Source organism: Rhodocyclus purpureus (assembly GCF_016653115.1).
Taxonomy (GTDB): domain Bacteria; phylum Pseudomonadota; class Gammaproteobacteria; order Burkholderiales; family Rhodocyclaceae; genus Rhodocyclus; species Rhodocyclus purpureus.
On sequence record NZ_NHRX01000013.1, the window covers coordinates 34,460 to 55,984 of the forward strand.

22 protein-coding genes are annotated in these 21,525 nt (G+C 64.9%); 11 read left to right on the plus strand and 11 right to left on the minus strand.

All coding sequences use genetic code 11. The annotated features are described in order from the left end of the window. Positions 1–839 precede the first annotated feature (839 nt). The 3 genes from CCR84_RS02240 (at position 840) to CCR84_RS02250 (ending at position 4,122) form a co-directional block, all read left to right on the plus strand. A complete protein-coding gene (locus tag CCR84_RS02240; RefSeq protein WP_201209310.1) occupies positions 840–2,435 on the plus strand; it encodes an ArnT family glycosyltransferase in 1,596 nt (531 codons plus the stop codon). A 158-nt stretch (positions 2,436–2,593) separates the two neighbouring features. Next, positions 2,594–3,565, plus strand: a complete 972-nt coding sequence (locus CCR84_RS02245; protein WP_201209311.1) for a sialidase family protein — start codon at positions 2,594–2,596, stop codon at positions 3,563–3,565. Continuing rightward, complete coding sequence (locus tag CCR84_RS02250; protein WP_201209312.1) at positions 3,562–4,122, plus strand: hypothetical protein; 561 nt, start codon at positions 3,562–3,564, stop codon at positions 4,120–4,122. Before CCR84_RS02245 ends, CCR84_RS02250 begins: the two co-directional genes overlap by 4 nt. A gap of 9 nt (positions 4,123–4,131) precedes the next feature. Here CCR84_RS02250 and CCR84_RS02255 read toward each other — a convergent pair whose 3' ends face one another. Together CCR84_RS02255 and CCR84_RS02260 are read right to left on the minus strand one after the other, a co-directional pair. Further along, entirely contained in the window at positions 4,132–5,154 is a 1,023-nt protein-coding gene (locus tag CCR84_RS02255) for a glycosyltransferase family 2 protein (RefSeq protein WP_201209313.1), read from the minus strand. Next, positions 5,151–6,065 carry a lysylphosphatidylglycerol synthase domain-containing protein gene (locus tag CCR84_RS02260; protein ID WP_201209314.1) on the minus strand — a complete coding sequence of 305 codons (915 nt, stop codon included), beginning with the start codon at positions 6,063–6,065 and terminating at the stop codon, positions 5,151–5,153. The genes CCR84_RS02255 and CCR84_RS02260 overlap by 4 nt, the downstream gene beginning before the upstream one ends. Before the next feature lie 256 nt (positions 6,066–6,321). Between CCR84_RS02260 and CCR84_RS02265 the strand changes: the two genes are divergently transcribed. After that, the gene (locus CCR84_RS02265) at positions 6,322–7,941 is read left to right on the plus strand and encodes a cobyric acid synthase (protein WP_201209356.1); all 1,620 of its coding nucleotides are present in this window, start codon (positions 6,322–6,324) and stop codon (positions 7,939–7,941) included. 311 nt (positions 7,942–8,252) lie between these two features. Here CCR84_RS02265 and CCR84_RS02270 read toward each other — a convergent pair whose 3' ends face one another. The 3 genes from CCR84_RS02270 to cobU all read right to left on the minus strand — a co-directional run bounded on the left by CCR84_RS02270 (position 8,253) and on the right by cobU (position 9,692). Then, positions 8,253–8,666: a PIN domain-containing protein gene (locus CCR84_RS02270; protein WP_201209315.1), complete on the minus strand. Its 414-nt coding sequence runs from the start codon at positions 8,664–8,666 to the stop codon at positions 8,253–8,255. Beyond that, on the minus strand, positions 8,663–8,911 hold the full coding sequence (locus CCR84_RS02275; protein WP_201209316.1) for a type II toxin-antitoxin system Phd/YefM family antitoxin: 249 nt from the start codon (positions 8,909–8,911) through the stop codon (positions 8,663–8,665). Before CCR84_RS02275 ends, CCR84_RS02270 begins: the two co-directional genes overlap by 4 nt. Before the next feature lie 226 nt (positions 8,912–9,137). Then, positions 9,138–9,692, minus strand: coding sequence for a bifunctional adenosylcobinamide kinase/adenosylcobinamide-phosphate guanylyltransferase (cobU, locus tag CCR84_RS02280; protein WP_201209317.1), 555 nt, complete (start codon positions 9,690–9,692; stop codon positions 9,138–9,140). 422 nt (positions 9,693–10,114) lie between these two features. Between cobU and cobT the strand changes: the two genes are divergently transcribed. The 4 genes from cobT to CCR84_RS02300 all read left to right on the plus strand — a co-directional run bounded on the left by cobT (position 10,115) and on the right by CCR84_RS02300 (position 14,350). Then, the gene (gene cobT / locus CCR84_RS02285) at positions 10,115–11,185 is read left to right on the plus strand and encodes a nicotinate-nucleotide--dimethylbenzimidazole phosphoribosyltransferase (protein WP_201209318.1); all 1,071 of its coding nucleotides are present in this window, start codon (positions 10,115–10,117) and stop codon (positions 11,183–11,185) included. A 34-nt stretch (positions 11,186–11,219) separates the two neighbouring features. Further along, the gene (locus tag CCR84_RS02290; protein WP_201209319.1) at positions 11,220–12,041 is read left to right on the plus strand and encodes an adenosylcobinamide-GDP ribazoletransferase; all 822 of its coding nucleotides are present in this window, start codon (positions 11,220–11,222) and stop codon (positions 12,039–12,041) included. After that, positions 12,026–12,763, plus strand: a complete 738-nt coding sequence (locus CCR84_RS02295) for a histidine phosphatase family protein (protein WP_201209320.1) — start codon at positions 12,026–12,028, stop codon at positions 12,761–12,763. The genes CCR84_RS02290 and CCR84_RS02295 overlap by 16 nt, the downstream gene beginning before the upstream one ends. A 189-nt stretch (positions 12,764–12,952) precedes the next feature. Beyond that, on the plus strand, positions 12,953–14,350 hold the full coding sequence (locus CCR84_RS02300; protein WP_201209321.1) for a Fic family protein: 1,398 nt from the start codon (positions 12,953–12,955) through the stop codon (positions 14,348–14,350). Between the two features lie 83 nt (positions 14,351–14,433). On the opposite strand, the gene CCR84_RS02305 is transcribed toward CCR84_RS02300, so the two are convergent. The 6 genes from CCR84_RS02305 to CCR84_RS02330 all read right to left on the minus strand — a co-directional run bounded on the left by CCR84_RS02305 (position 14,434) and on the right by CCR84_RS02330 (position 16,652). Next, a complete protein-coding gene (locus tag CCR84_RS02305; RefSeq protein WP_201209322.1) occupies positions 14,434–14,880 on the minus strand; it encodes a hypothetical protein in 447 nt (148 codons plus the stop codon). Positions 14,881–14,885: 5 nt separating this feature from the next. Then, a complete protein-coding gene (locus CCR84_RS02310) occupies positions 14,886–15,167 on the minus strand; it encodes a nucleotidyltransferase domain-containing protein (protein ID WP_201209323.1) in 282 nt (93 codons plus the stop codon). Between the two features lie 71 nt (positions 15,168–15,238). Next, positions 15,239–15,559, minus strand: coding sequence for a hypothetical protein (locus CCR84_RS02315; protein WP_201209324.1), 321 nt, complete (start codon positions 15,557–15,559; stop codon positions 15,239–15,241). Then, positions 15,546–15,827: a hypothetical protein gene (locus CCR84_RS02320; RefSeq protein ID WP_201209325.1), complete on the minus strand. Its 282-nt coding sequence runs from the start codon at positions 15,825–15,827 to the stop codon at positions 15,546–15,548. Before CCR84_RS02320 ends, CCR84_RS02315 begins: the two co-directional genes overlap by 14 nt. A gap of 182 nt (positions 15,828–16,009) precedes the next feature. Then, complete coding sequence (locus CCR84_RS02325) at positions 16,010–16,336, minus strand: helix-turn-helix domain-containing transcriptional regulator (RefSeq protein WP_201209326.1); 327 nt, start codon at positions 16,334–16,336, stop codon at positions 16,010–16,012. After that, positions 16,329–16,652, minus strand: coding sequence for a type II toxin-antitoxin system RelE/ParE family toxin (locus CCR84_RS02330; protein WP_201209327.1), 324 nt, complete (start codon positions 16,650–16,652; stop codon positions 16,329–16,331). Before CCR84_RS02330 ends, CCR84_RS02325 begins: the two co-directional genes overlap by 8 nt. Before the next feature lie 1,253 nt (positions 16,653–17,905). On the opposite strand from CCR84_RS02330, the gene rfaQ reads away from it, so the two are divergent. From rfaQ to tviB, 3 genes are read left to right on the plus strand one after another with little or no spacing between them, the layout of a single operon-like run. Continuing rightward, positions 17,906–19,003, plus strand: a complete 1,098-nt coding sequence (gene rfaQ, locus CCR84_RS02335) for a putative lipopolysaccharide heptosyltransferase III (protein ID WP_201209328.1) — start codon at positions 17,906–17,908, stop codon at positions 19,001–19,003. Beyond that, a complete protein-coding gene (locus CCR84_RS02340) occupies positions 19,000–20,151 on the plus strand; it encodes a glycosyltransferase family 4 protein (protein ID WP_207186184.1) in 1,152 nt (383 codons plus the stop codon). The genes rfaQ and CCR84_RS02340 overlap by 4 nt, the downstream gene beginning before the upstream one ends. A gap of 40 nt (positions 20,152–20,191) precedes the next feature. Then, positions 20,192–21,469 carry a Vi polysaccharide biosynthesis UDP-N-acetylglucosamine C-6 dehydrogenase TviB gene (gene tviB, locus CCR84_RS02345; protein WP_201209329.1) on the plus strand — a complete coding sequence of 426 codons (1,278 nt, stop codon included), beginning with the start codon at positions 20,192–20,194 and terminating at the stop codon, positions 21,467–21,469. Positions 21,470–21,525 lie beyond the last annotated feature (56 nt).

The following is a 21,525-nucleotide window of genomic DNA, read 5'->3' on the forward strand; positions in this document are numbered from 1 at the left end:
CTCCTCGCACTGCCGTCATTGCGAGGCGCGCAGCGCCGTGGCCGCACCGACGTCATTGCGAGGCGCGTAGCGCCGTGGCAATCCAGTTCGTTCTTCTGTCTCTGCGCCCTTCGCGATGCGAGACCTACGCACTGGATCGCCACGCCCTGCGGGCTCGCGATGACGATCACGCTCTCAGGCCCTCTCCATGCACTCCTGGCACTGCCGTCATTGCGAGGCGCGCAGCGCCGTGGCAATCCAGTTCGTTCTTCCGTCTCCTCGACCTTCGCGATGCGAGACCTACGCACTGGATCGCCACGCCCTGCGGGCTCGCGATGACGATCACGCTCTCAGCCCCTCTCCATGCACTCCTCGCACTGCCGTCATTGCGAGGCGCGCAGCGCCGTGGCAGCACCGACGTCATTGCGAGGCGCGTAGCGCCGTGGCAATCCAGTTCGTTCTTCCGTCTCTGCGCTCTTCGCGATGCGAGACCTACGTACTGGATCGCCACGCCCTGCGGGCTCGCGATGACGATCACGCTCTCAACCCCTCTCCATGCACTCCTCGCACTGCCGTCATTGCGAGGCGCGTAGCGCCGTGGCCGCACCGACGTCATTGCGAGGCGCGCAGCGCCGTGGCAATCCAGTTCGTTCTTCCGTATCTGCGACCTTCGCGATGCGAGACCTACGCACTGGATCGCCACGCCCTGCGGGCTCGCGATGACTGTTACGCTCTCGGCCCCTCTCCATGCGCGCCTCGAATACGTCCATTCCGTGGTGGCAGATCAAGCATGGGATGACGGGCTGCGCCTTTGCCTCGTCCCTTCGCAGTTTCACGTTAAAATGAAGACCATGCGCGAAATGTCCACTGGCCGTCAGGCAACCTTGATCTTCCTGCTGGCGGTGGCCGTACTCTTTCCCGGGATCTGGGAAGCGACGGGCCTGACCGGCAAGGACGAGTTCTTCCTCGGTCTGCGCACGCCGATGGAAATGCTGGCGCACGATCACTGGCTGGTTCCCTTCCTCGATGGCGTGCCGCGGATCCGCAAGCCGCCGCTGCTTTACTGGCTCGGCCGGGTCAGTTACGAGACTTTCGGCGTCTCGCTCACCAGCGCGCGTCTCGTCGGCATTCTCTTCGCGGCAACGCTTGTCGCCACGACCGCTGCCATCGCCCGACGGCTTTCGGGCAAGCCGGGCACCGCCTGGGTGGCGGCCGCGATCCTGCTGGGCTGCATGGGCATGGCGACCGAATCCCGTCGCTTCATGCTCGACGTCCCGGTCGCCGCCCTGTCGACCGCCGCTTTCTGGGCGTTCCTGGTCTGGCTCGACGGCAAGCGCGTCCTGTGGCTGACGCTGGCGACGTTGCTGCTGGCCGCCGGCTTTCTGACCAAGGGCCCGATCGTCGCCATGGTCTTCGGCGGCGGCGTCCTGGCCTTGCTCTTCGGCCGAAAGCTGACGCTGGCCGAACTGCGCGCGAATGCCTTGCTCCTGATCGGGCACGGACTATTGTGGGCAGCGCTGGCCTTGCCCTGGTTTTGGGTCGTTCGCCAGCTCTATCCGGAAGCGGTCAGTCTGGTGCTCGCCGACGAACTGGAATCCCGGCAGTTCTTCAAGCTGTCGCCGGATATCTTCCTCGGCCTGATCACCATTGCGCTGCCGTGGGGCTTCGTTTTCCTGGTCGCCGCCTGGCAACAGCGGAGTTCGGCCCGCTTTCGGCTGCTGCTCGTCTGGTTCCTGCTGACGTTCCTGCCCTTCCTGCTGGTCAAGACCTTCGATCGTTACCTGATCGGTTCGTTGGTGCCGATGGCCATCCTGCTGTCGATGGCCTTGCCCGAACTCTCCGCGCGCTGGCCTTTCCGCCTGGGCGCGAGCCTGGCCCTGCTCTTCGGCAGCGTGCTGGCCGGCTTCGCGTTCTGGTTCGGGCTTGGCGGCTGGTACTGGCTGGTCGTCCCGGCCCTCTATCTGGGCTGGGCCTGGTGGCGCAGAAGCTCGCTGTTGCATACGCTGGCGGCGCCGGCGGTCTTCTGGATGGCGCTGCTCTGGGGCGTATTTCCGGCGCTGGGCGTCAATGCCGTTCCCGAGAGCGTGGTCGAACTCGGTCGCCGACAGGCAGTCGCCATGTATGACGGCCCGCAACCGGCCATGCTGCCGATCCTGAGCGGGCAGCCGCATCGCCATTACGGGCGTCTCGAGCCTGCGGCGCTGGGCGAACTGATGGCGCAGCAAATGCCCGTCTTCGTCGAGGAAAAGGATCTCGCCAATTTCCGGCAGGACGTCGCTGCGGCCGGATTGTCGGCGGCTGAACTCGGTTCCTACCTGACTCTCGCCTCGCACGGGTCCGGCTTGCGCTTTGCGCGTATCGGCGCCAAGTCAGCCGACTGGCAGGAAGCCTTCCGGCAGCGTTCGCTGGCGCCACTGCTGACCCGCGTGCATTGGTTCGAAATCAGAACGCCGTGAGCTCGTTTTCGCGTTCCGGAGTGCGCAGGCTGGCCCCGGCCCTTTTCCTGTCCGCACTGGCCGCGGCCTACTGGCGTGCGCCCGCCCCCGAACCGACGCTTTTCGTCGCACCGCCGCCCCCTTCCGAGTCATCGCTCCCCGCACGATTCTCCAGCGAGATGTTGCCAAGGGCGGCAGCCTCGGGACACGCTGCCAGCCTCGCGCAACTCGCCGACGGGCGGCTTGCCGCCGCCTGGTTTGCCGGAACGAAGGAAGGTGCGGACGATGTGGCGATCTGGTTCAGCGTCGCGGACAGCGGGCGCTGGACGCCGCCGCGGGCGATCGCCACGCGCGACTTCACCACGCAAGGCACCGGCGCCTACGTGCGCAAGATCGGCAATCCGGTTCTCCACGCCGAAGGCGACAAGTTGCACCTGTGGTACGTCAGCGCTGCCGTCGGCGGCTGGGCCTGCAGTTCGATCAACCACAGCATATCGACCGATGGTGGCGAGACCTGGAGCCCGCCCGTCAGGCTGCAGACTTCACCCTTCATCAACATCAGCACGCTGGTGCGCACCCCACCACTGCCGCTCGCCGACGGAGGGCTGGGCCTGCCGGTCTATCACGAACTACGCAGCAAGCACGGCGAGTGGTTGCGCCTCGCGGCGGACGGGCAGATTGTCGACAAGGTGCGCATGACGCACAGCCGGCGGACATTGCAGCCGGCGGTCGTCGCGCTCGACGCGCAGCGTGCCGTGGCCGTCCTGCGCGACGCAGGCCGGGGGGCCGGCAATGTCCAGCGCATGCTGAGCACTGACGCCGGCAGTCACTGGAGCGAGGCAGTCGCACTCGACGTCCCCAATCCCAACTCGTCGGTCGCCCTGCTGCGCCTGCCTGGCGGTCGACTGCTGCTGGCCGGCAATCCGCAGAACGGACGCTCGGCCTTGATGCTCTGGCTGTCCGACGACGAAGGCGAGACCTGGCAGGCGAGTCGAACGATCGAGACTTCGACCGACCCGAAAGCCGAGTTCTCTTACCCTGCCTTGCTACTGGGAAGCGACGGAATGATCCATCTGGCCTACACCTGGTTTCGGGAAGGCATCAAGCACGCCAGCTTCAGTGAAGCCTGGCTGGACGAGAAGCTGCAATGACCGTCCTGGCGAACTATGGCCTGCTGGCCGACGCGGTGATTTGCGGTGCCCTGGTCGCCTGCCTGCCGCTCGGCCGATGGCGGCGACCGGCGGGGCTGCTGGCGGCGGGCCTGGCACTGGCCAGCGGTCTTGCGATGGCTGTCTACGGTACGTTCAGCACGCCATCGGTCACGCTCCTGCAACTCGCCTTGCTGGCGCTGCTGACGCCGCGCCCGACGCCACTGAGCTTCCGTCCCGCGCTGGTCCTGTTGCTGATCGCTGCCGTGTTCTATCCGCTGGCGCTGGGCTGGACCAGTTTCGACCCCTATGCCCTCGGCTACCAGCCGCGGTTTCTGCTGCTCGCGCTGATCCCGCTCGCTGCCGTGCTCTACTGGCTGCGCGCGGATCGCTGGCTGCTGATTCTTGCCATCGACCTCGCGGCTTATGCGAGCGGAGTTTTCGCCAACCTGTGGGACGTCCTGTTCGACCCGCTGCTGATCCTGCTCGCGCTGTTCATCGTCGTGCGCGGCGCTTTCGGGAAGAAAAGGGAGCAGCAGCGAGGGGCGCTGACGGACTGAGTCCCCGGTTCACTCCGCCTTGGCCGGCGGCACATGCCAGACGCGATCGGACGGCCGCGCTGGAATGCGCACGTAGGAGGCGCCCGAACCGCTGTTGAAGTAGATGCGCGACAGGGTCTCGGCAAGGACGCCGGTGAGCACGCACTGCACGCCAGCCATCAGTGCGAAGAAACCGACCATCAGCAGGGGACGCGAACCGATGTTCTCGCCGAACAGCTTGACGATGCCGAGGTAACCGAGAATCAGCAGGCCGACGCTCGACAGCGCCAGACCGACACCGCCGAAGAAATGGCCGGGGCGGTCGCGGAAGCGCATGAAGAAGTAGACCGAGAGCAGGTCGAGAATGACGCGGAAGGTGCGCGAGATGCCGTACTTTGAGCTTCCCAGCGTGCGCGGATGATGGGCGACCGGCTCTTCGGCGATCCGCCGCGGGGCCGTCACCGTGCTCAGCCAGGCCGGGATGAAGCGGTGCATCTCTCCATACAGACGGATGCGCTGGAGAACTTCGGCGCGGAAAGCCTTCAGGCTGCAGCCATAGTCGTGCAGACGCACGCCGGTCACGCGACCGATCAGCCGGTTGGCAATCTTCGACGGAATCTTGCGCAGCCACAGGCCGTCCTGCCGGTTCTTACGCCAGCCGGAAACCAGATCGAGGTCTTCGTTGAGCAGGCGACCAACCAGCCTCGGGATATCCACCGGGTCGTTCTGCAGGTCGCCGTCGAGGGTGACGATCACGTCGCCTTCGGCAGCATCGATGCCGGCCTGCATGGCCGCGGTCTGCTTGAAGTTGCGCGCCAGTTCGACCGGGCGGATGTGCTCGCCCCAGAGGGCCACCGCCTTGTGGATTTCCTCGGGCGTGCGATCGCTGCTGCCGTCGTCGACGAGAATCAGTTCCCACGGCCAGGGATAGTCGGCCAGACATTCATGAACCCGGGCCGCCAGCGGCGCGACGCACTGCTCCTCGTTGTACAAGGGGATGACGATGGACAGTCGGTGTTCGGGCAGCTTGGAAGGATATTGGGCAGTAGTCATGACTTGGTTTCGGAAGAACGGTCGAGCGCTGCAGTCCGCGCCGGAATCGCGAACCAAGCCAGCGAGCCGGCGATCAGGGCCAGCAACAGGGTGAAGCAGTGAAGTGCGAAGGCGGCGGTGAATAAGGCCAACCAGTTGTCGGAAGACTGGCGCAACGCAAAGGCCACGCCCGCTTCGTAGGTGCCGAAACCGGCAACGCCCTGTATCGGCAACAGCGCCGACACCTCGCCACCGAGCGCACCGCCGGAGGCGGCGGAGAACGACAGGTCGGAGAGCGCGGCGAGGACGACGGCCAGACCGACCAGCTTGGTCGTCCAGTTGGCCAGGCTCCAGCCCCAACTTACCGCCGAGGCGTCGAAGATGTGCCACACGGTATCGACCAGTTTGGCCAGCCGTGTTCGCGCCAGGAATTGGCGCAGGCCATCAAGACGTCGCCGGTTGCCGAAGGCGAAGAAGACGATCCCAGCCAGCATCGCGGCAATACCGGCAACGCGCAGGACGAGCGGAATTCCAGGCCAGAGCGCCAGGGTCATCAGCACGAGGACGAAGGCATCCTGCAGGCGCAGCCACAGCAAGGTGGCAAAGGCCTCCGGAAGACGCAGGCCGATGCCTTGCAGCATCACCGGCAGGGTCAGTTCGCCGCCGCGAAACGGAATCACATTGACGCTCATGTTGTGCAGCAGGCTGATGCGCAGATAAGCAAGAAAACCCAGACGGATGCGCGGATTGAACTGGCTGTAGAGGCGTCCGCCACGACACAGGTACGATGCCGACTGCGTCACGATCAGCACACCGAGTACCGTCCATGGCAGCGCAAAAAGGCTCACCAAGGCCTGTTGCGCACGCGGCTCCGCAAGCAGCCAGGCGAACAGGCCGAGGGCGACCAAGGCAGAGAGCAACTTGCGAATCATCGAGGAACAGCGATTCGGCGCAGCGGCAGGCTGGGCTCGACACTTGCCGCACGGTCAAGGTCTGGATGGGGTAGCAATGAAGCCCTGTCTGGCCAATAAAAGTAAAATTATATAGTTAGCTCCGGCGAATTGCTCCGGCCTGCACAAATACTTGCGTTAAACGCCGGCAAAAGCAGTCCGTCAGCGCCCTGTCTTCCACCTCCCGACGAAAGAATCCCGAGCTTTGGCCACGGCCCTCCCGACCTTCCCCTCCCTCATGGTGCAGGGCTGCACCTCCGACGCCGGCAAGAGCACGCTGGTCGCAGCGCTGTGCCGGATCCTCGCCCGCCGCGGCATCCGCGTCGCGCCGTTCAAGCCGCAGAACATGGCGCTCAACTCGGCAGTGACTGTAGACGGCGGCGAGATCGGCCGCGCGCAGGCGCTGCAGGCGCTGGCCGCGGGACTCGCGCCGCACAGCGACTTCAACCCGGTGCTGCTCAAACCCTCGTCCGACATGCGCGCGCAGGTGATCGTGCACGGCAAGGCACTTACCGACCTCGACGCCAGGAACTACCACGACTACAAGCCGCGCGCGCTCGGTGCCGTGCTCGAATCCTGGCAGCGGCTGCAGGCGGCCTACGACTGCGTGCTCGTCGAAGGCGCCGGCAGCCCGGCCGAGATCAACCTGCGCGACCGCGACATCGCCAACATGGGCTTCGCCGAAGTCGTCGACTGCCCGGTGATCCTCGTCGCCGACATCGACCGCGGCGGCGTCTTCGCGCATTTGGTCGGCACGCTGGCGCTGCTCTCCGCCTCCGAGCAGGAGCGCGTCGTCGGCTTCGTCATCAACCGCTTCCGCGGCGACATCGGCCTCCTCCAGTCCGGGCTCGACTGGCTCGAACAGCGCACCGGCAAGCCGGTGCTCGCCGTCCTGCCCTACCTGATGGATCTCTACCTCGACGCCGAGGACGCGCTGCCGCGCGCGCCGACCAGGGGAGGCTCCGACGGCCGCCGCCTGCGCGTCGCCGTCCCCGCGCTGCCGCGCATCTCGAACCACACCGACTTCGACCCGCTGCGCTTCCACCCCGGTGTCGATTTCCGCTTCGTCGGCCCGAACGAGCCGCCGCCCGCCGGCGAGGACGCCTGCGACCTGATCGTCCTGCCCGGATCGAAATCGGTCCAGGCCGACCTCGCCTGGCTGCGCGAGCGCGGCTGGGATGAAGCGATCGCACGCCACCTGCGCTACGGTGGCAAGCTGATCGGCATCTGCGGCGGCTTCCAGATGCTCGGCACGCGGCTCGACGACCCGCACGGGATCGAGGGCAAGCCGGGCAGCGTTCAAGGTCTCGGCCTGCTCGACGTGACGACGGCCCTGGCCCCGGAAAAGACCCTGCGCCGCGTGCGCGGAACCCTGGCGTTGCCCGGTTCGCCGGAGATCGCCGGCTACGAGATCCATCACGGCGAAACGAGCGGCGCGTCACTGGCACGGCCGGCAGCGTTTCTGGCGGTCGAGAGCGAGGAAGCCGCCGCCCCGGACAGTCTCGATTCGCGGCTGCCGCAGCAAGCTGTCGTGGGAGGGCCGGAAGGCCCGAATCATTCGTGGCTACCGCCGCTCCCGGCGGGTTCCAACACACGGCCGGAAGACGCGCTGCCCGACGGCGCGATCTCGGCCGACGGCCAGATCCTCGCCACCTACTGCCACGGCCTCTTCGACCAGCCAGCCGCCCTCGGCGCCCTGCTCGCCTGGGCCGGACTGCGCTCCCCCAACGCCGCCAGCTTCGACCCGGCAGCGCGCCGCGACCAGGACATCGACCGCCTCGCCGACGCAGTCGAACAGGCACTCGACTGGCAGAAACTCGACACCGCGCTGAAAGGCTTTTCGGGCAGGTCGGATTGACGCGAAACGAGGAACAATTTCGTGAAACATCGGCCGACCTGATCTGCCGAAGCCGTCGCGATCAGCAACACGTCATCGCGAGCCCGCAGGGCGTGGCGATCCAGTGCGTAGGGCTGAATCGGGTCGCCCGTGGATAGCGGGTAAGGGCGAGGAGACAGAAGAACGCACTGGATTGCCACGGCGCTACGCGCCTCGCAATGACGGAATATGCTCCCGCGAACGAACACGGGGTCAGGTCTCGCATTGTTGCATTCTCCCCGACACGGATCACCGTGGCCCAGCCGTGATGCCACAACCTGACCCCACGCCCCTCAACTCCGCCAAGGGTTGAAAATCTCGACCGGCAAGCCGGCGAAATCCTTGACGTTGCGCGTAACCAGCACCAAGTCGTGCGCCAAAGCGGTGGCGGCGAGCAGGCTATCTATCGCCGGCAAGGGTCGACCGGCAGCAGCGACAAGGCGCCCCCAGCGGTCGGCGACAGCAGCGTCTACCGGCAAGATTCGCCACGAGAAAAAAGTCGGCAGATCGGTTTCCAGCCAATCGATCAAACTGCGGCGCCGCGCCTTGTCGGCGACAGCTTCGATCCCCTTGCGAATCTCCCCCAAGGTCAGGACGCTCAAGTAAAGCGTGGCCGGCGAACGCTGAGCGACCCACTCGACGACGGCAGCATCCGGGGACTTGCGCCGCAGTTCCGAGAGTACGTTGGTATCGACGAGGTAGCTCACAAGGGCACTTCCCGCGTGGGGCTACGATCACGCTCGAACTCGATGTCGTCCGCACCATACAAAGGCGATCTCCGCATGAAGTCGAGCAGCGAACCCTGCATCTGCGAAAGCCGATCGAAACTTGCGCGCGAAATGACGACGGCCACGGATTTGCCGTGCACAGTGATCTCCTGCGGCTCGTTTTGCGCGCCCCTGACCACTTCGGACATGCGCGCCTTGGCGTCCTGCATTTGCCATGTCTGCATCACAGCCTCACTGAGTCTGACTAGACAGCTCAGAGTTTAGCCTCGGCAAGCGATTCATTCAAAGGGCACGGGGTCAGGTCTCGCATTGTTGCATTTCTCCCTGACGCGGCTCACCGTCGTACAGCGCGCCCCGGTATTTCCCGCCAGGCAGCCAGGCGGGTGCCGGAGGGCTGCGCCGGGTCTGCCGACGCAGCCGTGATGCTACAAAAAGAGACCTGACCCCAGGCTACTTCAGCGTCAGCGGCAAGCCGGCGGCGACCAGGGTGACGCGTTCGCAGGCGCCGGCGATGCGCTGGTTGAGGCGTCCCTGCTCGTCGGCGAAGAGGCGCGAGACCGCGGCCATGGGGACGATTCCCCAGCCGACCTCGTTGGAGACGATGACGATGCGGCCGGGCAAGGTCGGCAAGGTGTCGACCAGCGCGTCGATGGCCGCGAAGAAGCGCGGACAGGTCGCCGGCGTCACCGGCTCGTCGGCGTCGGCCAAGGTCGCCGCTTCGCTGGCCCACAGTTCGTTGGCGAGCCACAGGGTGAGGCAGTCGACCAGCAGGCAGGCGTCGGGAGCAGCGTGCTTCCTGAGCGTCCCGGCGAGGTCGAGCGGCGCCTCGACGAGGCCCCAGCCGGCCGGGCGGCGCTCCTGGTGCAGGGCAATGCGCCGCGCCATCTCGTCGTCGCTGACGGTGGCAGTGGCGATGTAGGTGACGGGCAGTCCGCTGGCGAGGGCGCGGCTTTCGGCGAGGCGGCTCTTGCCCGAACGGGCGCCGCCGATGATCAGTTCTCTCATGGGCGCGGGAGCTTAGCACGCGGCGCGTATAATGGCAGGCTCTCCCGGACTTGGGCTGCGGCCATCCGGCGCTGCGTGACTGCCCCGGATTGCGCCGCTCGCCGCACGCGCCGCTCGATCGAGTCTACGCGCTCATTGACCCTTGAAACCTATTTTCAGCCACGAAAAACACGAAAGCCACGAAATAAAGCATGTGGTCATAGTCGTATGGAGCCCAACCCATCAGGGTGATGCCCGATCGACATCGAACCCCATGAATGATCCAGTGTTTTTCGTGCCTTTCGTGGCCAACTGATTCTCCCGGTTCGCCTCATTTCGTCACCGTTCGACGCCTGTTCGGCACCTGTTCGTTGTCAAATCGCTGCCAACTCATCACCAATTCGTCGCCTATCAGGCCCCACCCACTCCATCCACGGCCCGCCATGCACTTCTCAGTTCCCCGCGTCGACGACTCTCTCGACGCCGCCCTGCAGCACAAGATCGACAACAAGACCAAGCCCCTCGGCGCGCTAGGGCTGCTGGAAAAGGTCGCCCTGCAGATCGGCCGCGTGCAGAAGACGCTGTCGCCGGAACTCGGGGCGCCGCAGATGCTTGTCTTCGCCGCCGACCACGGCGCCGCCAAAGCCGGCGTCTCGCCGTACCCTCAGGACGTGACCTGGCAGATGGTCGAGAACTACCTCGCCGGCGGCGCGGCGATCAACGTCTTCGCGCGCCAGCACGGCATCCGCCTGCACGTGGTCGACGCCGGCGTCGCGCACGAGTTCGGTCCGCGTGAAGGCTTGATCGACGCCAAGATCAGCCGCTCCGGAACGCGCAACTACCTCGAACAGGCAGCGATGAGCGCCGAACAGCGCGATGCGGCGCTGGCCAAAGGCCACGCGATCGCGCAGCGCATCGCCATTGATACCGGCGCGCGCTTCTTCGCCTTCGGCGAGATGGGGATCGGCAACACCGCCGCTGCGTCGCTGATCACCAGCCAGCTCACCGGAACGCCGCTCGCCGTCTGCGTCGGCCGCGGCGCCGGACTCGACGACCGTGGCCTCACGCACAAGCTCAGGCTGCTCGAAACCGCCGCCGCGCGCGCGGCACTGCCGGCCGGCTTCGGAGCGACGGCCGAGGAGGCGCTCGGCGTCCTCGCGGAGTTCGGCGGCTTCGAGATCGCGATGATGGCCGGCGCGATGCTCGGCGCGGCGCAGAGCGGGGCGCTGCTGCTGATCGACGGCATCATCGTCACCTCGGCGCTGCTGATCGCGGCGCGCATCTGCCCGGAAATCCGCGAGTACTGCATCTTCTGCCACAAGTCGGCCGAACCCGCCTCGCATGCGCAGCTGCAGTCGCTCGACGCCGAAGCACTGATCGACCTCGGCCTGCGCCTCGGCGAAGGCACCGGCGCCGCGCTCGCCTGGCCGCTGGTGCACTCGGCGGTCGCCTTCCTCAACGAAATGGCGAGCTTCGAATCGGCCGGCGTCAGCGGCACGGAGGCGCGCGGGTGAGCGCTGCCGCCAGTTCATCCTGCGGAGCGCGCTCGTGAGCGAGGAACGCACCACGACTGCAGACGCCGGCGAAGTCGCCGGCCAGGCCGCGCCCCAGCAAGGCGCGCTCAAGCGTGAATTCCGCTTCTTCCTGGCCGCGCTCTACTTCTTCACGCGCCTGCCGGCCCCCGCCTGGATCGGCCACGACGCGCCGGCCCTGTCGCGATCGGCGCGCTACTTCTCGGCGGTCGGGCTGATCGTCGGCGGCATCGGCGCCGCGGTGTTCGCCATCGCGTACATCTTCTGGCCGCTGACGCTGGCGGTACTCGCGTCGATGGCCGCGACGATCTACCTCACCGGCGCGATCCACGAGGACGGCTGGAGCGACACCGTGGACGGCTTCGGCGGCGGCTGGACCAAGGAAAAGATCCTCGCGATCATGCGCGACTCGCGCATCGGCAGCTTCGGCGCGACGGCCTTGAACCTGATCCTGCTCTTCAAGTTCTGCGCACTGCTGGAAATCGGCGCCGAACTGATCCCGGCGGCGCTGATCGCCGGCCACGCGCTGTCGCGCTTCTGCACGACGACGCTGATGGCGGTGCTCGACTACGCGCGCGAGGAAGGCAAGGCGAAGGCGGTGGCGAGCAAGCTGTCGGGCCGCGAGATCGTCGTCGGCGCGCTGTTCGTGCTGCCGGCGCTCGTCTTCCTGCCGCCGCTGGCGGCGGCAACCGGGATCGCACTGGCGCTGCTGGCGACCTTCTGGCTCGCGCGCATGTACCGGCGCCGGCTCGGCGGCTACACCGGCGACTGCCTCGGCGCCGTGCAGCAGCTTTCCGAAGTCGCCTTCTACGGCGGACTGCTGTGCGCGTTTTCCTGATCCGGCATCCGCAGCCGCTGATCGAGCCGGGGGTCTGCTACGGGCGGCTCGATGTCGACGCGGATGCGGAACACCTGCGGGCAAGCAGCGAACGGCTCGCTGCACGACTGGCAAGGGAAGTGCTGACTGGCCCGTTAGCGGTTGCCCATCCAGGGAGACAGTATGACTCATGCTGTCCCCGCATCGTCGCCAGCCCGGCCAGGCGCTGCCGCGGACTCGCCGACGCGCTGGCCGCCACACTCGGCGCGACGCCGCACTACGACGCTCGCCTGCTCGAAAAGGATTTCGGCGACTGGGAAGGCCGCCGCTGGGACGACATCGACCCGCAACTGATCGACGCCTGGGCGGCCGATCTCATGCACTTCGTGCCGCCTGGCGGCGAATCGGTCAGCGAGCTCGCCGCGCGTGCTCTCGCCTGCGCCGCCGACCTCGGCGTTCCCGGTGTCGACACGCTGCCCGGAATTCAGCGCGCCACCGGAGCGAGCAGTCAGCCGGCCGCTTCAGGCGACACCCTCGTCCTCGTCACCCACGCCGGTGTCATCCGCGTCCTGCTCGGCCACTGGCTCGGACTGCCGCTCGCCGAGTGGAGCACACTGAAGCTCGAATTCGGCGCGCTGACGCGGGTCGATTTCGTCGCCGAAAATACAGCGCTGGCGGCGAATACCGGTCAGGGCGCGAACGCCGGCGACTGGAAAGCCGTGCTGCACACACTGAACGGCTGAACTCTCAATCCCGGGACGTTATGGTTTTTCGACCAAGCCCTCAGAATTGAGCCTGGCTCCTTTGCTGTGACGGACCTGGGCGCGACAGTATTCACTTGAAGCGCGACACCTTGCGCGACATAATAGTGCCGTGCTTTGTCGCTCCTGCGCGACATTGCGTGACAAATTGCCCCCAGGGAGCCAGCGCAGATGCCACGCGCCACACCAACCGAAGAACTCGAGCTGATCGAATCCATCATCGCGGCGCATCCGTCTGGCATCCGCATTGCCGACATCGAAGCGGAAATAGCGCGACGCCAAGGAGACAAGCTCAACCGTCGCACACTGCAACGCCGTCTGCAGAAGCTCATCGATCAGCAGCACGTGACCACCAAGGGGGAAAGCATCGCCTTGGTCTACAAGTTGATCTCTGGTGCCGTGGTTCAAACCAGCGGCACAGTGACAGCCAATGCAACGGTCGAGGCGGAGCTTTATGTACCAGTATCCCCGCAAGGGGCCACCATTCGCGATCAGGTCAGGCTGCCACTGATGCACCGCCGGCCAGTGGGTTACCAGCGCGAATTTCTGGAGGCCTACCAGCCCGGAGAAACCTTCTACTTGCCTGAATCGCTGCGGCGGCAATTGCACGAGATGGGCCGCACGTCTGCTGATGAGAGACCAGCAGGCACCTATGCCCGAGACATCCTGGGTCGCTTGCTCGTCGATCTGTCATGGGCCTCATCGAAATTGGAAGGTAACACCTACAGCCGGCTCGACACCCAGAACCTGATCGAGTTAGGCCAAGTCGCCAAGGGCAAGGATGTCATCGAAACGCAGATGATCCTGAACCACAAGGCGGCCATCGAGATGCTGATCGAGGATGCCGAAGAGGTGGGCTTTGATGCTTTCACCTTCAAGAACCTCCACGCTGTGCTGTCCCAGGACTTGCTGCGCAACCCGGATGCGAGTGGGCGCTTGCGTCGGCGGCCGGTGGACATCGCTGGCACGGTGTTTCACCCACTTGGGTTGCCACAGGTGATTGAGGACTGCTTTACGCTGCTGCTGGACAAGGCAGCCACCATCCCTGACCCGTTCGAGCAGGCCTTCTTCCTGATGGTGCAACTGCCCTATCTGCAGCCGTTTGAGGATGTGAACAAGCGCGTCTCGCGCATCGGTGCAAATATTCCGCTCATCAAGCACAATCTCTGCCCGCTGTCCTTCATCGACGTGCCGGAGCGTGCCTACATCGAGGCGACTCTGGGCGTGTACGAGCTTAAGCAGATCGAGTTGTTGCGTGATGTGTTTGTCTGGGCGTATGAGCGCTCTTGCCAGCGCTATCTAGCCATCACGCAAACCATGGTCGAACCCGACCCTTTGAAGATCAGGTATCGGGAGGCCCTGATCCTGGCGGTTCAGACAGTGGTCAAGGGGCTGCGGCAGCCCAGTCAAGCTGTCATCGCGGAAGTGGCACGTGATCACGCCGCAGAGGCCGACCAAGCCGCCTTCAGGGAGATGCTAACGGTGGCATTGCACCAATTGCACGAAGGCAGCATCGCCCGGTATCGGCTGCGTCGCTCGGAATACATCGCTTGGCAGCAATTTATCTGATTGGACTGCGCCTTTTTCCTTTTTTGGAGCCTGACCCCTTAATTAATTCGAGCCTGGCCCCTTTTTGATCGACACGACCGACGTCAGGCTGGATATTTCCGGATCATCGTTTCCGTGTATTCGACCACCTTGGGCACCGTCTCAAGGAGAACCGGGGACAGTAGCGCTACGGCAGAATAGATCTCGGCCATTTTCTCTGTAGCATATTCATGCGCGATCAGGTTTCTCAGCTCGCGAATATTGATCAGTTCCGCCGCGTTTGCCCAACCGCGTTTTTCTGCGCGGTAGATTCTGTCGAGAATGGAACCGCCTCCCACAAGCTCGATCTCATCGACCAGGCGGAAAACACGCTGGACGAGCAAGTCAGCCAGTCGAGCAAAGCGGCTGGTCAGCGACTCCAGACGCTCGAGTTGTTCGGGCGGCAATGCCTCCTGGCCGACGAGATTGCGGCATCGCTCCATGGAGTATTGAAGATATCCGGCGGCAAGTTGCAAGCCGGCCAGTTCTTCTTGCAAGAGTTCAAGTTTCACTCGCGTCACAAGCGCACTCCCTCCTGCATGACCATTCTGGGAAAGGGCCTTGAATCATCTGGATACACGGCAATGTCGATCTTTCGCTCACCAAGCTTCTGGTGAAGCTTCGCCAGTATGCCGAGCTTCGTCATGAGCGTGATTTTTTTCGAAAAAACCAACAGGTCGATATCGCCGCCCTTGGCTGAATCATCGATGCGCGAGCCAAAAAGGTAGACCAAAGCCTCGGTATCGGCCTCGCGAATGACTTCGCGGATCGCTGATCGTTCCGTTTCGGCCAATCTCATACGTTTCTCCGGGCGAGGCAGTTTCCTTTGGCCCATTCACTGTAATTAAGTATAACGTCCCCAGAATTTAATTACTTGCGCCCGTACGTGCTGTCATGATCTGCTGCAATCGTCAACAAGCGCATGAAGTCACCCTCGCGGTAAGCCGTCGCACGACGCGCTTGGGTAATCTGCAGTGAGTAGATGGCATCGATACCTCCGGGCGGCTTCACGCTGGTGATCTTTTCCCACTTCAACCCCTGATCGCGATAGACCTGGCTCCAGCTCAACTGCCGAATCTTGTTGAGGGTATCCAAGGCCGCGTGTCGCTCAGGTTTTTGCAGTGTCAGCAGGTTTTCCTGAAAAACGGGGTTGTTCAGGTCAAGCCTGACATGGCTTTCACTCCGACCCATGGCCGACCTTGTGCAGGACGTCATCAACGTTTTCGTCTGACGGGGAATGTGTCATCGACCAAGCCAAGGCGGCCTGCAAATCAGCCGCCGCTCGGGGCTCATGCAACCAACGCTCATTGTCGGCAATGACCGTGGCGGTGCGCACGACCCAAACGCCAGGCTCCCGTTCCTCTACCAAGACTTGCCGCCCAGCGTACTGCTTGCCGAGCGAGATTTGTCCATTGCTTCCGATGACTTTGACCGTTGGGGGATGAATCGATGCAACCATGGCAATCTCCTAATTTCGTGCCGCACTAACTTAGGATTTTAGTTTAAAAATGATTCGAGAGCAAAAGACTCTTCGTTCAACTTGCTGCCCTCGCCTTCGCCAGCGCATCGGCAACGGTCTGGCCGGCGGCCGGCAGGCGGCCTGCGGCGACGAACCGCATCTCGGCCACCGCCGTGGCCGTGTCAAGCGTGGGCCTGTTGTTGCCTGTGGAGGTTCAGCGGCTGGATCGCCAAGCGCATGCCCATCACCTTCAGGATCGCCGACAGGGTCTTGAGTTCGGGGTTGCCCTTCTCGGAGAGTGTCCGGTACAGGGTGTGGGCATTGACATCTGCCTGCCGGGCCACCTCCTGCACACCACCGAACGCCTTGCTCAGGGTGCGCAGGGCCAGCATCAGATCGGTCTCGTCGCCGTCTTCCAGCACAGAGTTGAGGTAGTCAGCGGCCAGTTCCGGATCCTTGCGGAACATCTCGACAGTCGCATCCTCGTGAGTTCGGTGTGTCTTAGCCATTTCGCTTCTCCCAGTCCTTCAACAACTTCACGGCACGTTCGATGTCGCGGCTCTGCGACTTCTTGTCGCCGCCGCTGGTAAGCATGATCACCCTGTTGCCCACGTGCGCGTAGCACACGCGGTATCCCGCACCGACATCGACCTTGAGTTCCCAGACGCCTTCGCGCAAGAGCTTGCAGTCACCAAACAGGACTACCTCCATGCGGGCGACACGCTTGATGATCGCCACTTTCGCAACCCGGTCGCGCAGGGAGTCCAGCCAGTCCAGGTACAGGTCGTGCTCGGCCTCGTCGAGGTAGTGGACGATCTCATGCATGTCTGAATTTTAGCTTTAAAGCGAAACTTTGCATGAATTATTGAGCCTGGCCCCTTTTCATGGGCCCTTCGTGGGAGGACCGGCGGGCCCGAAATATCAGCCGACCTGATCTGCCAAAGCCGTCGCAATCAGCAGCCCGTCATCGCGAGCCCGCAGGGCGTGGCGATCCAGTGCCTGGGGCTGCCGTCGCGTCGCCCGAGTTGGAAAGGCCGCGAAACTGGAAGAACGAACTGGATTGCCGCGGCGCTACGCGCCTCGCAATGACCGCGTAGTCTGACCCCTTTTCACACTCTCGTGGGAGGACCGGCGGGCCCGAAATATCGGCCGACCTGATCTGCCAAAGCCGTCGCAATCAGCAGCCCGTCATCGCGAGCCCGCAGGGCGTGGCGATCCAGTGCCTGGGGCTGCTGTCGGGTCGCCCGAGTTGGAAAGGCCGCGAAACTGGAAGAACGACTGGATTGCCACGGCGCTACGCGCCTCGCAATGACGGCGCAGCCTGGCCCCTTTTCACACTCTCGTGGGAGGACCGGCGGGCCCGAAATATCGGCCGACCTGATCTGCCAAAGCCGTCGCAATCAGCAGCCCGTCATCGCGAGCCCGCAGGGCGTGGCGATCCAGTGCCTGGGGCTGCTGTCGGGTCGCCCGAGTTGGAAAGGTCGCGAAACTGGAAGAACGAACTGGATTGCCACGGCGCTACGTGCCTCGCAATGACGGCGCAGCCTGACCCCTTTTCACACTCTCGTGGGAGGACCGGCGGGCCCGAAATATCGGCCGACCTGATCTGCCGATGCCGTCGCGATCGGCAGCCCGTCATCGCGAGCCCGCAGGGCGTGGCGATCCAGTGCCTGGGGCTGCCGTCGGGTCGCCCGAGTTGGAAAGGCCGCGAAACTGGAAGAACGAACTGGATTGCCACGGCGCTACGCGCCTCGCAATGACGGCGCAGCCTGGCCCCTTTCCACACTCTCGTGGGCGGACCGGCGGGCCCGAAATATCGGCCGACCTGATCTGCCGATGCCGTCGCGATCGGCAGCCCGTCATCGCGAGCCCGCAGGGCGTGGCGATCCAGTGCCTAGGGCTGCTGTCGGGTCGCCCGAGTTGGCGAGGCCGCTCAACTGGGAGAACGAACTGGATTGCCACGGCGCTACGCGCCTCGCAATGACGGCGCAGATTGGCCCCTTTTCACTTTTCAGACCTGGTCAGATCATTTCAGAGAACGCAGCCCCGCATACCTCGAACGGGTAAAATAGCGCCCCATGGTCAAGGATCCCGTCCCGCTCGGCGAGGTGCGCCGCGCGCTCGTCATCAAGCTGCGTCATCACGGCGACGTGCTGCTCAGTGCGCCCGTCTTCTCGGTGCTGAAGGCGCGCGCGCCGCAGGTCGAGATCGACGCGCTGGTCTATGCGGATACGGCGCAGATGCTGACGCTGCACCCGGCGATCGACCAGGTGCATACGATCGACCGCAACTGGAAGAAGTTGGGACCGCTCGGGCAGGCATCCGCCGAGTGGCAACTGCTGCAAACGTTGCGCAGCAGGCACTACGACCTCGTCGTCCACCTCACCGAACACCCGCGCGGCGCGTGGATCGCGCGCCTCGTCGGTGCGCGCTGGGCGGTGGCGCCGAAGGTGCGCGGGCGCGGGCGTTTCTGGAAAAACGCCTTCACGCACTTCACCGGCGCGCCCATGAACGCGCTACGGCATACGGTCGAACGCAACCTCGACGCGCTGCGCCGGATCGGCATCTACCCGGCGCCCGAAGAACGCGTGGTTACGCTCGTCGCCGGTGCCGACGCCGACGCGCGCGTGGCGGCGCTGCTCGCCGGGCACGGTGTCGCCGAAGGGAGCTTCGTCCATGTCCATCCGGCGTCGCGCTGGCACTTCAAGTGCTGGCCGGTGGAGAAGATGGCGGCGCTGATCGATGGCCTGCACGGCGCAGGGCAGCAGGTCGTGCTCAGCGCCGCGCCCGACCCCGCCGAACTGGCAATGATCGACGCGATCCAGGCCCGCCTGAAACGCCCGGCGATCAGCCTCGCCGGCCAGCTTTCGCTCAAGGGACTGGCGGCGCTCGTCGCCCGCGCCCGACTTTTCGTCGGCGTCGACTCGGCGCCGATGCACATCGCCGCGGCGATGGGAACGCCCTGCGTCGCGCTGTTCGGCCCCTCGGGCGACCGCGAATGGGGGCCGTGGCAGGCGCCGGTAGTGGACGCCCCGCTGCTCCACCGCGTCGTCGCCAGCGACCGCCACCCCTGCCGCCCCTGCGGCATCGACGGCTGCGGCGGCGGCAAGGTGAGCGACTGCCTGGCCTCGCTGTCGGTCGAGCGCGTCCTCGCTGCTGCACGGGAGTTGCAATGAGCATCAGACTGGCGATCATCCGGCAACGCTACAACCCCTTCGGCGGCGCCGAGCGCTTCGTCGAACGCGCACTGGAGGCGCTCGGCACCCAGGAAGCTGTCGAGACGACCCTGATCACCCGGCAGTGGGCTGCGAACGCCAGTGTCGGCAGCGGCAGTTTCCGCGAACTGCGCTGCGACCCCTTCTATCTGGGAAGCACCTGGCGCGACCGCAGCTTTGCGCGCGAGGCCTGCCGACTGGTTGCCGAGGAAGGCTTCGACCTGGTGCAGTCGCACGAGAAGGTCGCCTGCTGCGACATCTATCGCGCCGGCGACGGCGTACACCGCGTCTGGCTCGCGCAGCGCCGCAAACAGCAGGGAGCGGCCGGCCGTCTCTGGCTCGACCTCAATCCCTACAACCGCTACGTCCTGGCGGCCGAAGAGGCGCTTTTCCGCAGCCCGCGGCTGAAAGCAGTGATCTGCATCTCGCGCATGGTGCGCGACGAGATCAAGGCCAATTTCGGGATCGACGATGCCCGCCTGCACGTCATCTACAACGGCATCGACCTGGACCGGTTCAATCCCCGCCTGCAGCAGCATCGCCAGGAAGTGAGGTCGCACTACGGCATCGACGCTGCCGCACCGCTGTTCATCTTTGTCGGCTCAGGCTTCGAGCGCAAGGGCCTGGCTGCGCTCCTGCGCAATCTGCCGCCCGCGGCCTGGCTCCTGGTCGTGGGGAAAGACCGCCGCCAGTCGCACTACGAAGATATGGCAAAATCCCTCGGGATTGGCGCGCGTGTGCGTTTTGCCGGCCCGCAGAAGGATGTCGGCAAGCTTTACGGTGCCGCCGATGCCTTCGTTTTCCCGACCATCTACGAACCATTCGGCAATGTCGTCCTGGAAGCAATGGCGACCGGTCTGCCCGTGTTGACGACGACGACTTGCGGCGGCGCCGAGCTCGTCGTCGATGGCCGTAACGGCTACGTCTGCGACGCCTTCGACGACGCCGGCTTGGCGAACGGAATGCGCGCGCTCTGTGATCTGGAGCGGCTTGCCGCGATGCGCCCGGTGGCCCGACAGACCGCCGAAGCCTTCAGCCTGGAGGCCATGGCCACGAAGATGATCGACCTCTACCGCTCACTGCTGCCGCGTCAGCGGCAGACTGCCTGAACCATCGATTTCCCTACCCCCCCGACTGCGGAGGTCAAGCATGCACACTCTCGATACGATCAAGCTCGCCATCGTCGGCCTCGGCTATGTCGGACTGCCGCTCGCAGTCGAATTCGGCAAGAAGCGCACGGTCGTCGGTTTCGACATCAACAGCCGGCGCATTGCCGAGCTGCAGGCCGGCGAGGACCGCACGCTCGAAACCTCGGCCGAGGAACTCGCCGCCGCTCGTCATCTCTCGTACACGACCGAACGCGAGGCCCTGCGCGAGTGCAACGTCTTCATCGTGACCGTGCCGACGCCGATCGACGAGTTCAAGCGGCCCGACCTGACGCCGCTGATCAAGGCCAGCGAGACGGTCGGCAAAGTGCTGAAGAAGGGCGACATCGTCATCTACGAATCAACCGTCTACCCCGGCTGCACCGAGGAAGACTGCGTCCCGGTGCTGGAGAAGTTCTCGGGGCTCAAGTTCAACGAGGACTTCTTCGCCGGCTACAGCCCCGAGCGGATCAATCCGGGCGACAAGGAACACCGCGTCACGACGATCCGCAAGATCACCTCCGGATCGACCCCTGCGGTCGCCGACTTGGTCGACGCGCTGTACAACGAGATCGTCACCGTCGGCACGCACAAGGCCTCGACGATCCGCGTCGCCGAGGCGGCCAAGGTGATCGAGAACACGCAGCGCGACGTGAACATCGCGCTGATCAACGAACTGGCGATCCTCTTCAACCGCATGGGCATCGACACCGAAGCCGTGCTGCAGGCGGCCGGCAGCAAGTGGAATTTCCTGCCCTTCCGCCCCGGCCTCGTCGGCGGCCACTGCATCGGCGTCGATCCGTACTACCTGACGCACAAGGCGCAGTCGATCGGCTACCACCCGGAGATCATCCTCGCCGGGCGCCGCATCAACGACGGCATGGGCGCCTATGTCGTCGCCCAGTTGGTCAAGGCGATGACCAGGAAGCGCATCCAGGTCGACGGCGCGCGCGTACTGGTGCTCGGCCTCACCTTCAAGGAAAACTGCCCCGACCTGCGCAACACCCGCGTCGTGGACATCGTCGACGAACTGAAGGAGTACAACTGCAGCGTCGACGTCTTCGACCCGTGGGTCGACGCCGAGGAAGCCCGGCACGAGTACGGGATCACACCGGTGGCCGAGCCTGAGGCCGGCGCCTACGACGCGGTGATCGTAGCCGTCGCGCACCGGCAGTTCAGGGAGATGGGCGCCGCGGCGCTGCGGGCGCTGGGCAGGTCGGAGCATGTGCTCTACGACCTGAAGTATGTGCTGCCGCAGGAACTGGCGGACCTGCGGCTGTAAGACACCAGCTCACGTCATCATCGGTTACCGCCGCATCCAGCCCAGAGGATCAAGCT

Bases quoted from the DNA above. Each gene is read 5' to 3' on its own strand.
- CCR84_RS02240 (WP_201209310.1), top strand. From the start codon at position 840: ATGTCCACTGGCCGTCAGGCAACCTTGATCTTCCTGCTGGCGGTGGCC.
- CCR84_RS02245 (WP_201209311.1), top strand. From the start codon at position 2,594: ATGTTGCCAAGGGCGGCAGCCTCGGGACACGCTGCCAGCCTCGCGCAA.
- CCR84_RS02250 (WP_201209312.1), top strand. From the start codon at position 3,562: ATGACCGTCCTGGCGAACTATGGCCTGCTGGCCGACGCGGTGATTTGC.
- CCR84_RS02255 (WP_201209313.1), bottom strand. From the start codon at position 5,154: ATGACTACTGCCCAATATCCTTCCAAGCTGCCCGAACACCGACTGTCC.
- CCR84_RS02260 (WP_201209314.1), bottom strand. From the start codon at position 6,065: ATGATTCGCAAGTTGCTCTCTGCCTTGGTCGCCCTCGGCCTGTTCGCC.
- CCR84_RS02265 (WP_201209356.1), top strand. From the start codon at position 6,322: ATGGTGCAGGGCTGCACCTCCGACGCCGGCAAGAGCACGCTGGTCGCA.
- CCR84_RS02275 (WP_201209316.1), bottom strand. From the start codon at position 8,911: ATGCAGACATGGCAAATGCAGGACGCCAAGGCGCGCATGTCCGAAGTG.
- cobU (WP_201209317.1), bottom strand. From the start codon at position 9,692: ATGAGAGAACTGATCATCGGCGGCGCCCGTTCGGGCAAGAGCCGCCTC.
- cobT (WP_201209318.1), top strand. From the start codon at position 10,115: ATGCACTTCTCAGTTCCCCGCGTCGACGACTCTCTCGACGCCGCCCTG.
- CCR84_RS02300 (WP_201209321.1), top strand. From the start codon at position 12,953: ATGCCACGCGCCACACCAACCGAAGAACTCGAGCTGATCGAATCCATC.
- CCR84_RS02310 (WP_201209323.1), bottom strand. From the start codon at position 15,167: ATGAGATTGGCCGAAACGGAACGATCAGCGATCCGCGAAGTCATTCGC.
- CCR84_RS02315 (WP_201209324.1), bottom strand. From the start codon at position 15,559: ATGGGTCGGAGTGAAAGCCATGTCAGGCTTGACCTGAACAACCCCGTT.
- CCR84_RS02320 (WP_201209325.1), bottom strand. From the start codon at position 15,827: ATGGTTGCATCGATTCATCCCCCAACGGTCAAAGTCATCGGAAGCAAT.
- CCR84_RS02325 (WP_201209326.1), bottom strand. From the start codon at position 16,336: ATGGCTAAGACACACCGAACTCACGAGGATGCGACTGTCGAGATGTTC.
- CCR84_RS02330 (WP_201209327.1), bottom strand. From the start codon at position 16,652: ATGCATGAGATCGTCCACTACCTCGACGAGGCCGAGCACGACCTGTAC.
- rfaQ (WP_201209328.1), top strand. From the start codon at position 17,906: ATGGTCAAGGATCCCGTCCCGCTCGGCGAGGTGCGCCGCGCGCTCGTC.
- CCR84_RS02340 (WP_207186184.1), top strand. From the start codon at position 19,000: ATGAGCATCAGACTGGCGATCATCCGGCAACGCTACAACCCCTTCGGC.
- tviB (WP_201209329.1), top strand. From the start codon at position 20,192: ATGCACACTCTCGATACGATCAAGCTCGCCATCGTCGGCCTCGGCTAT.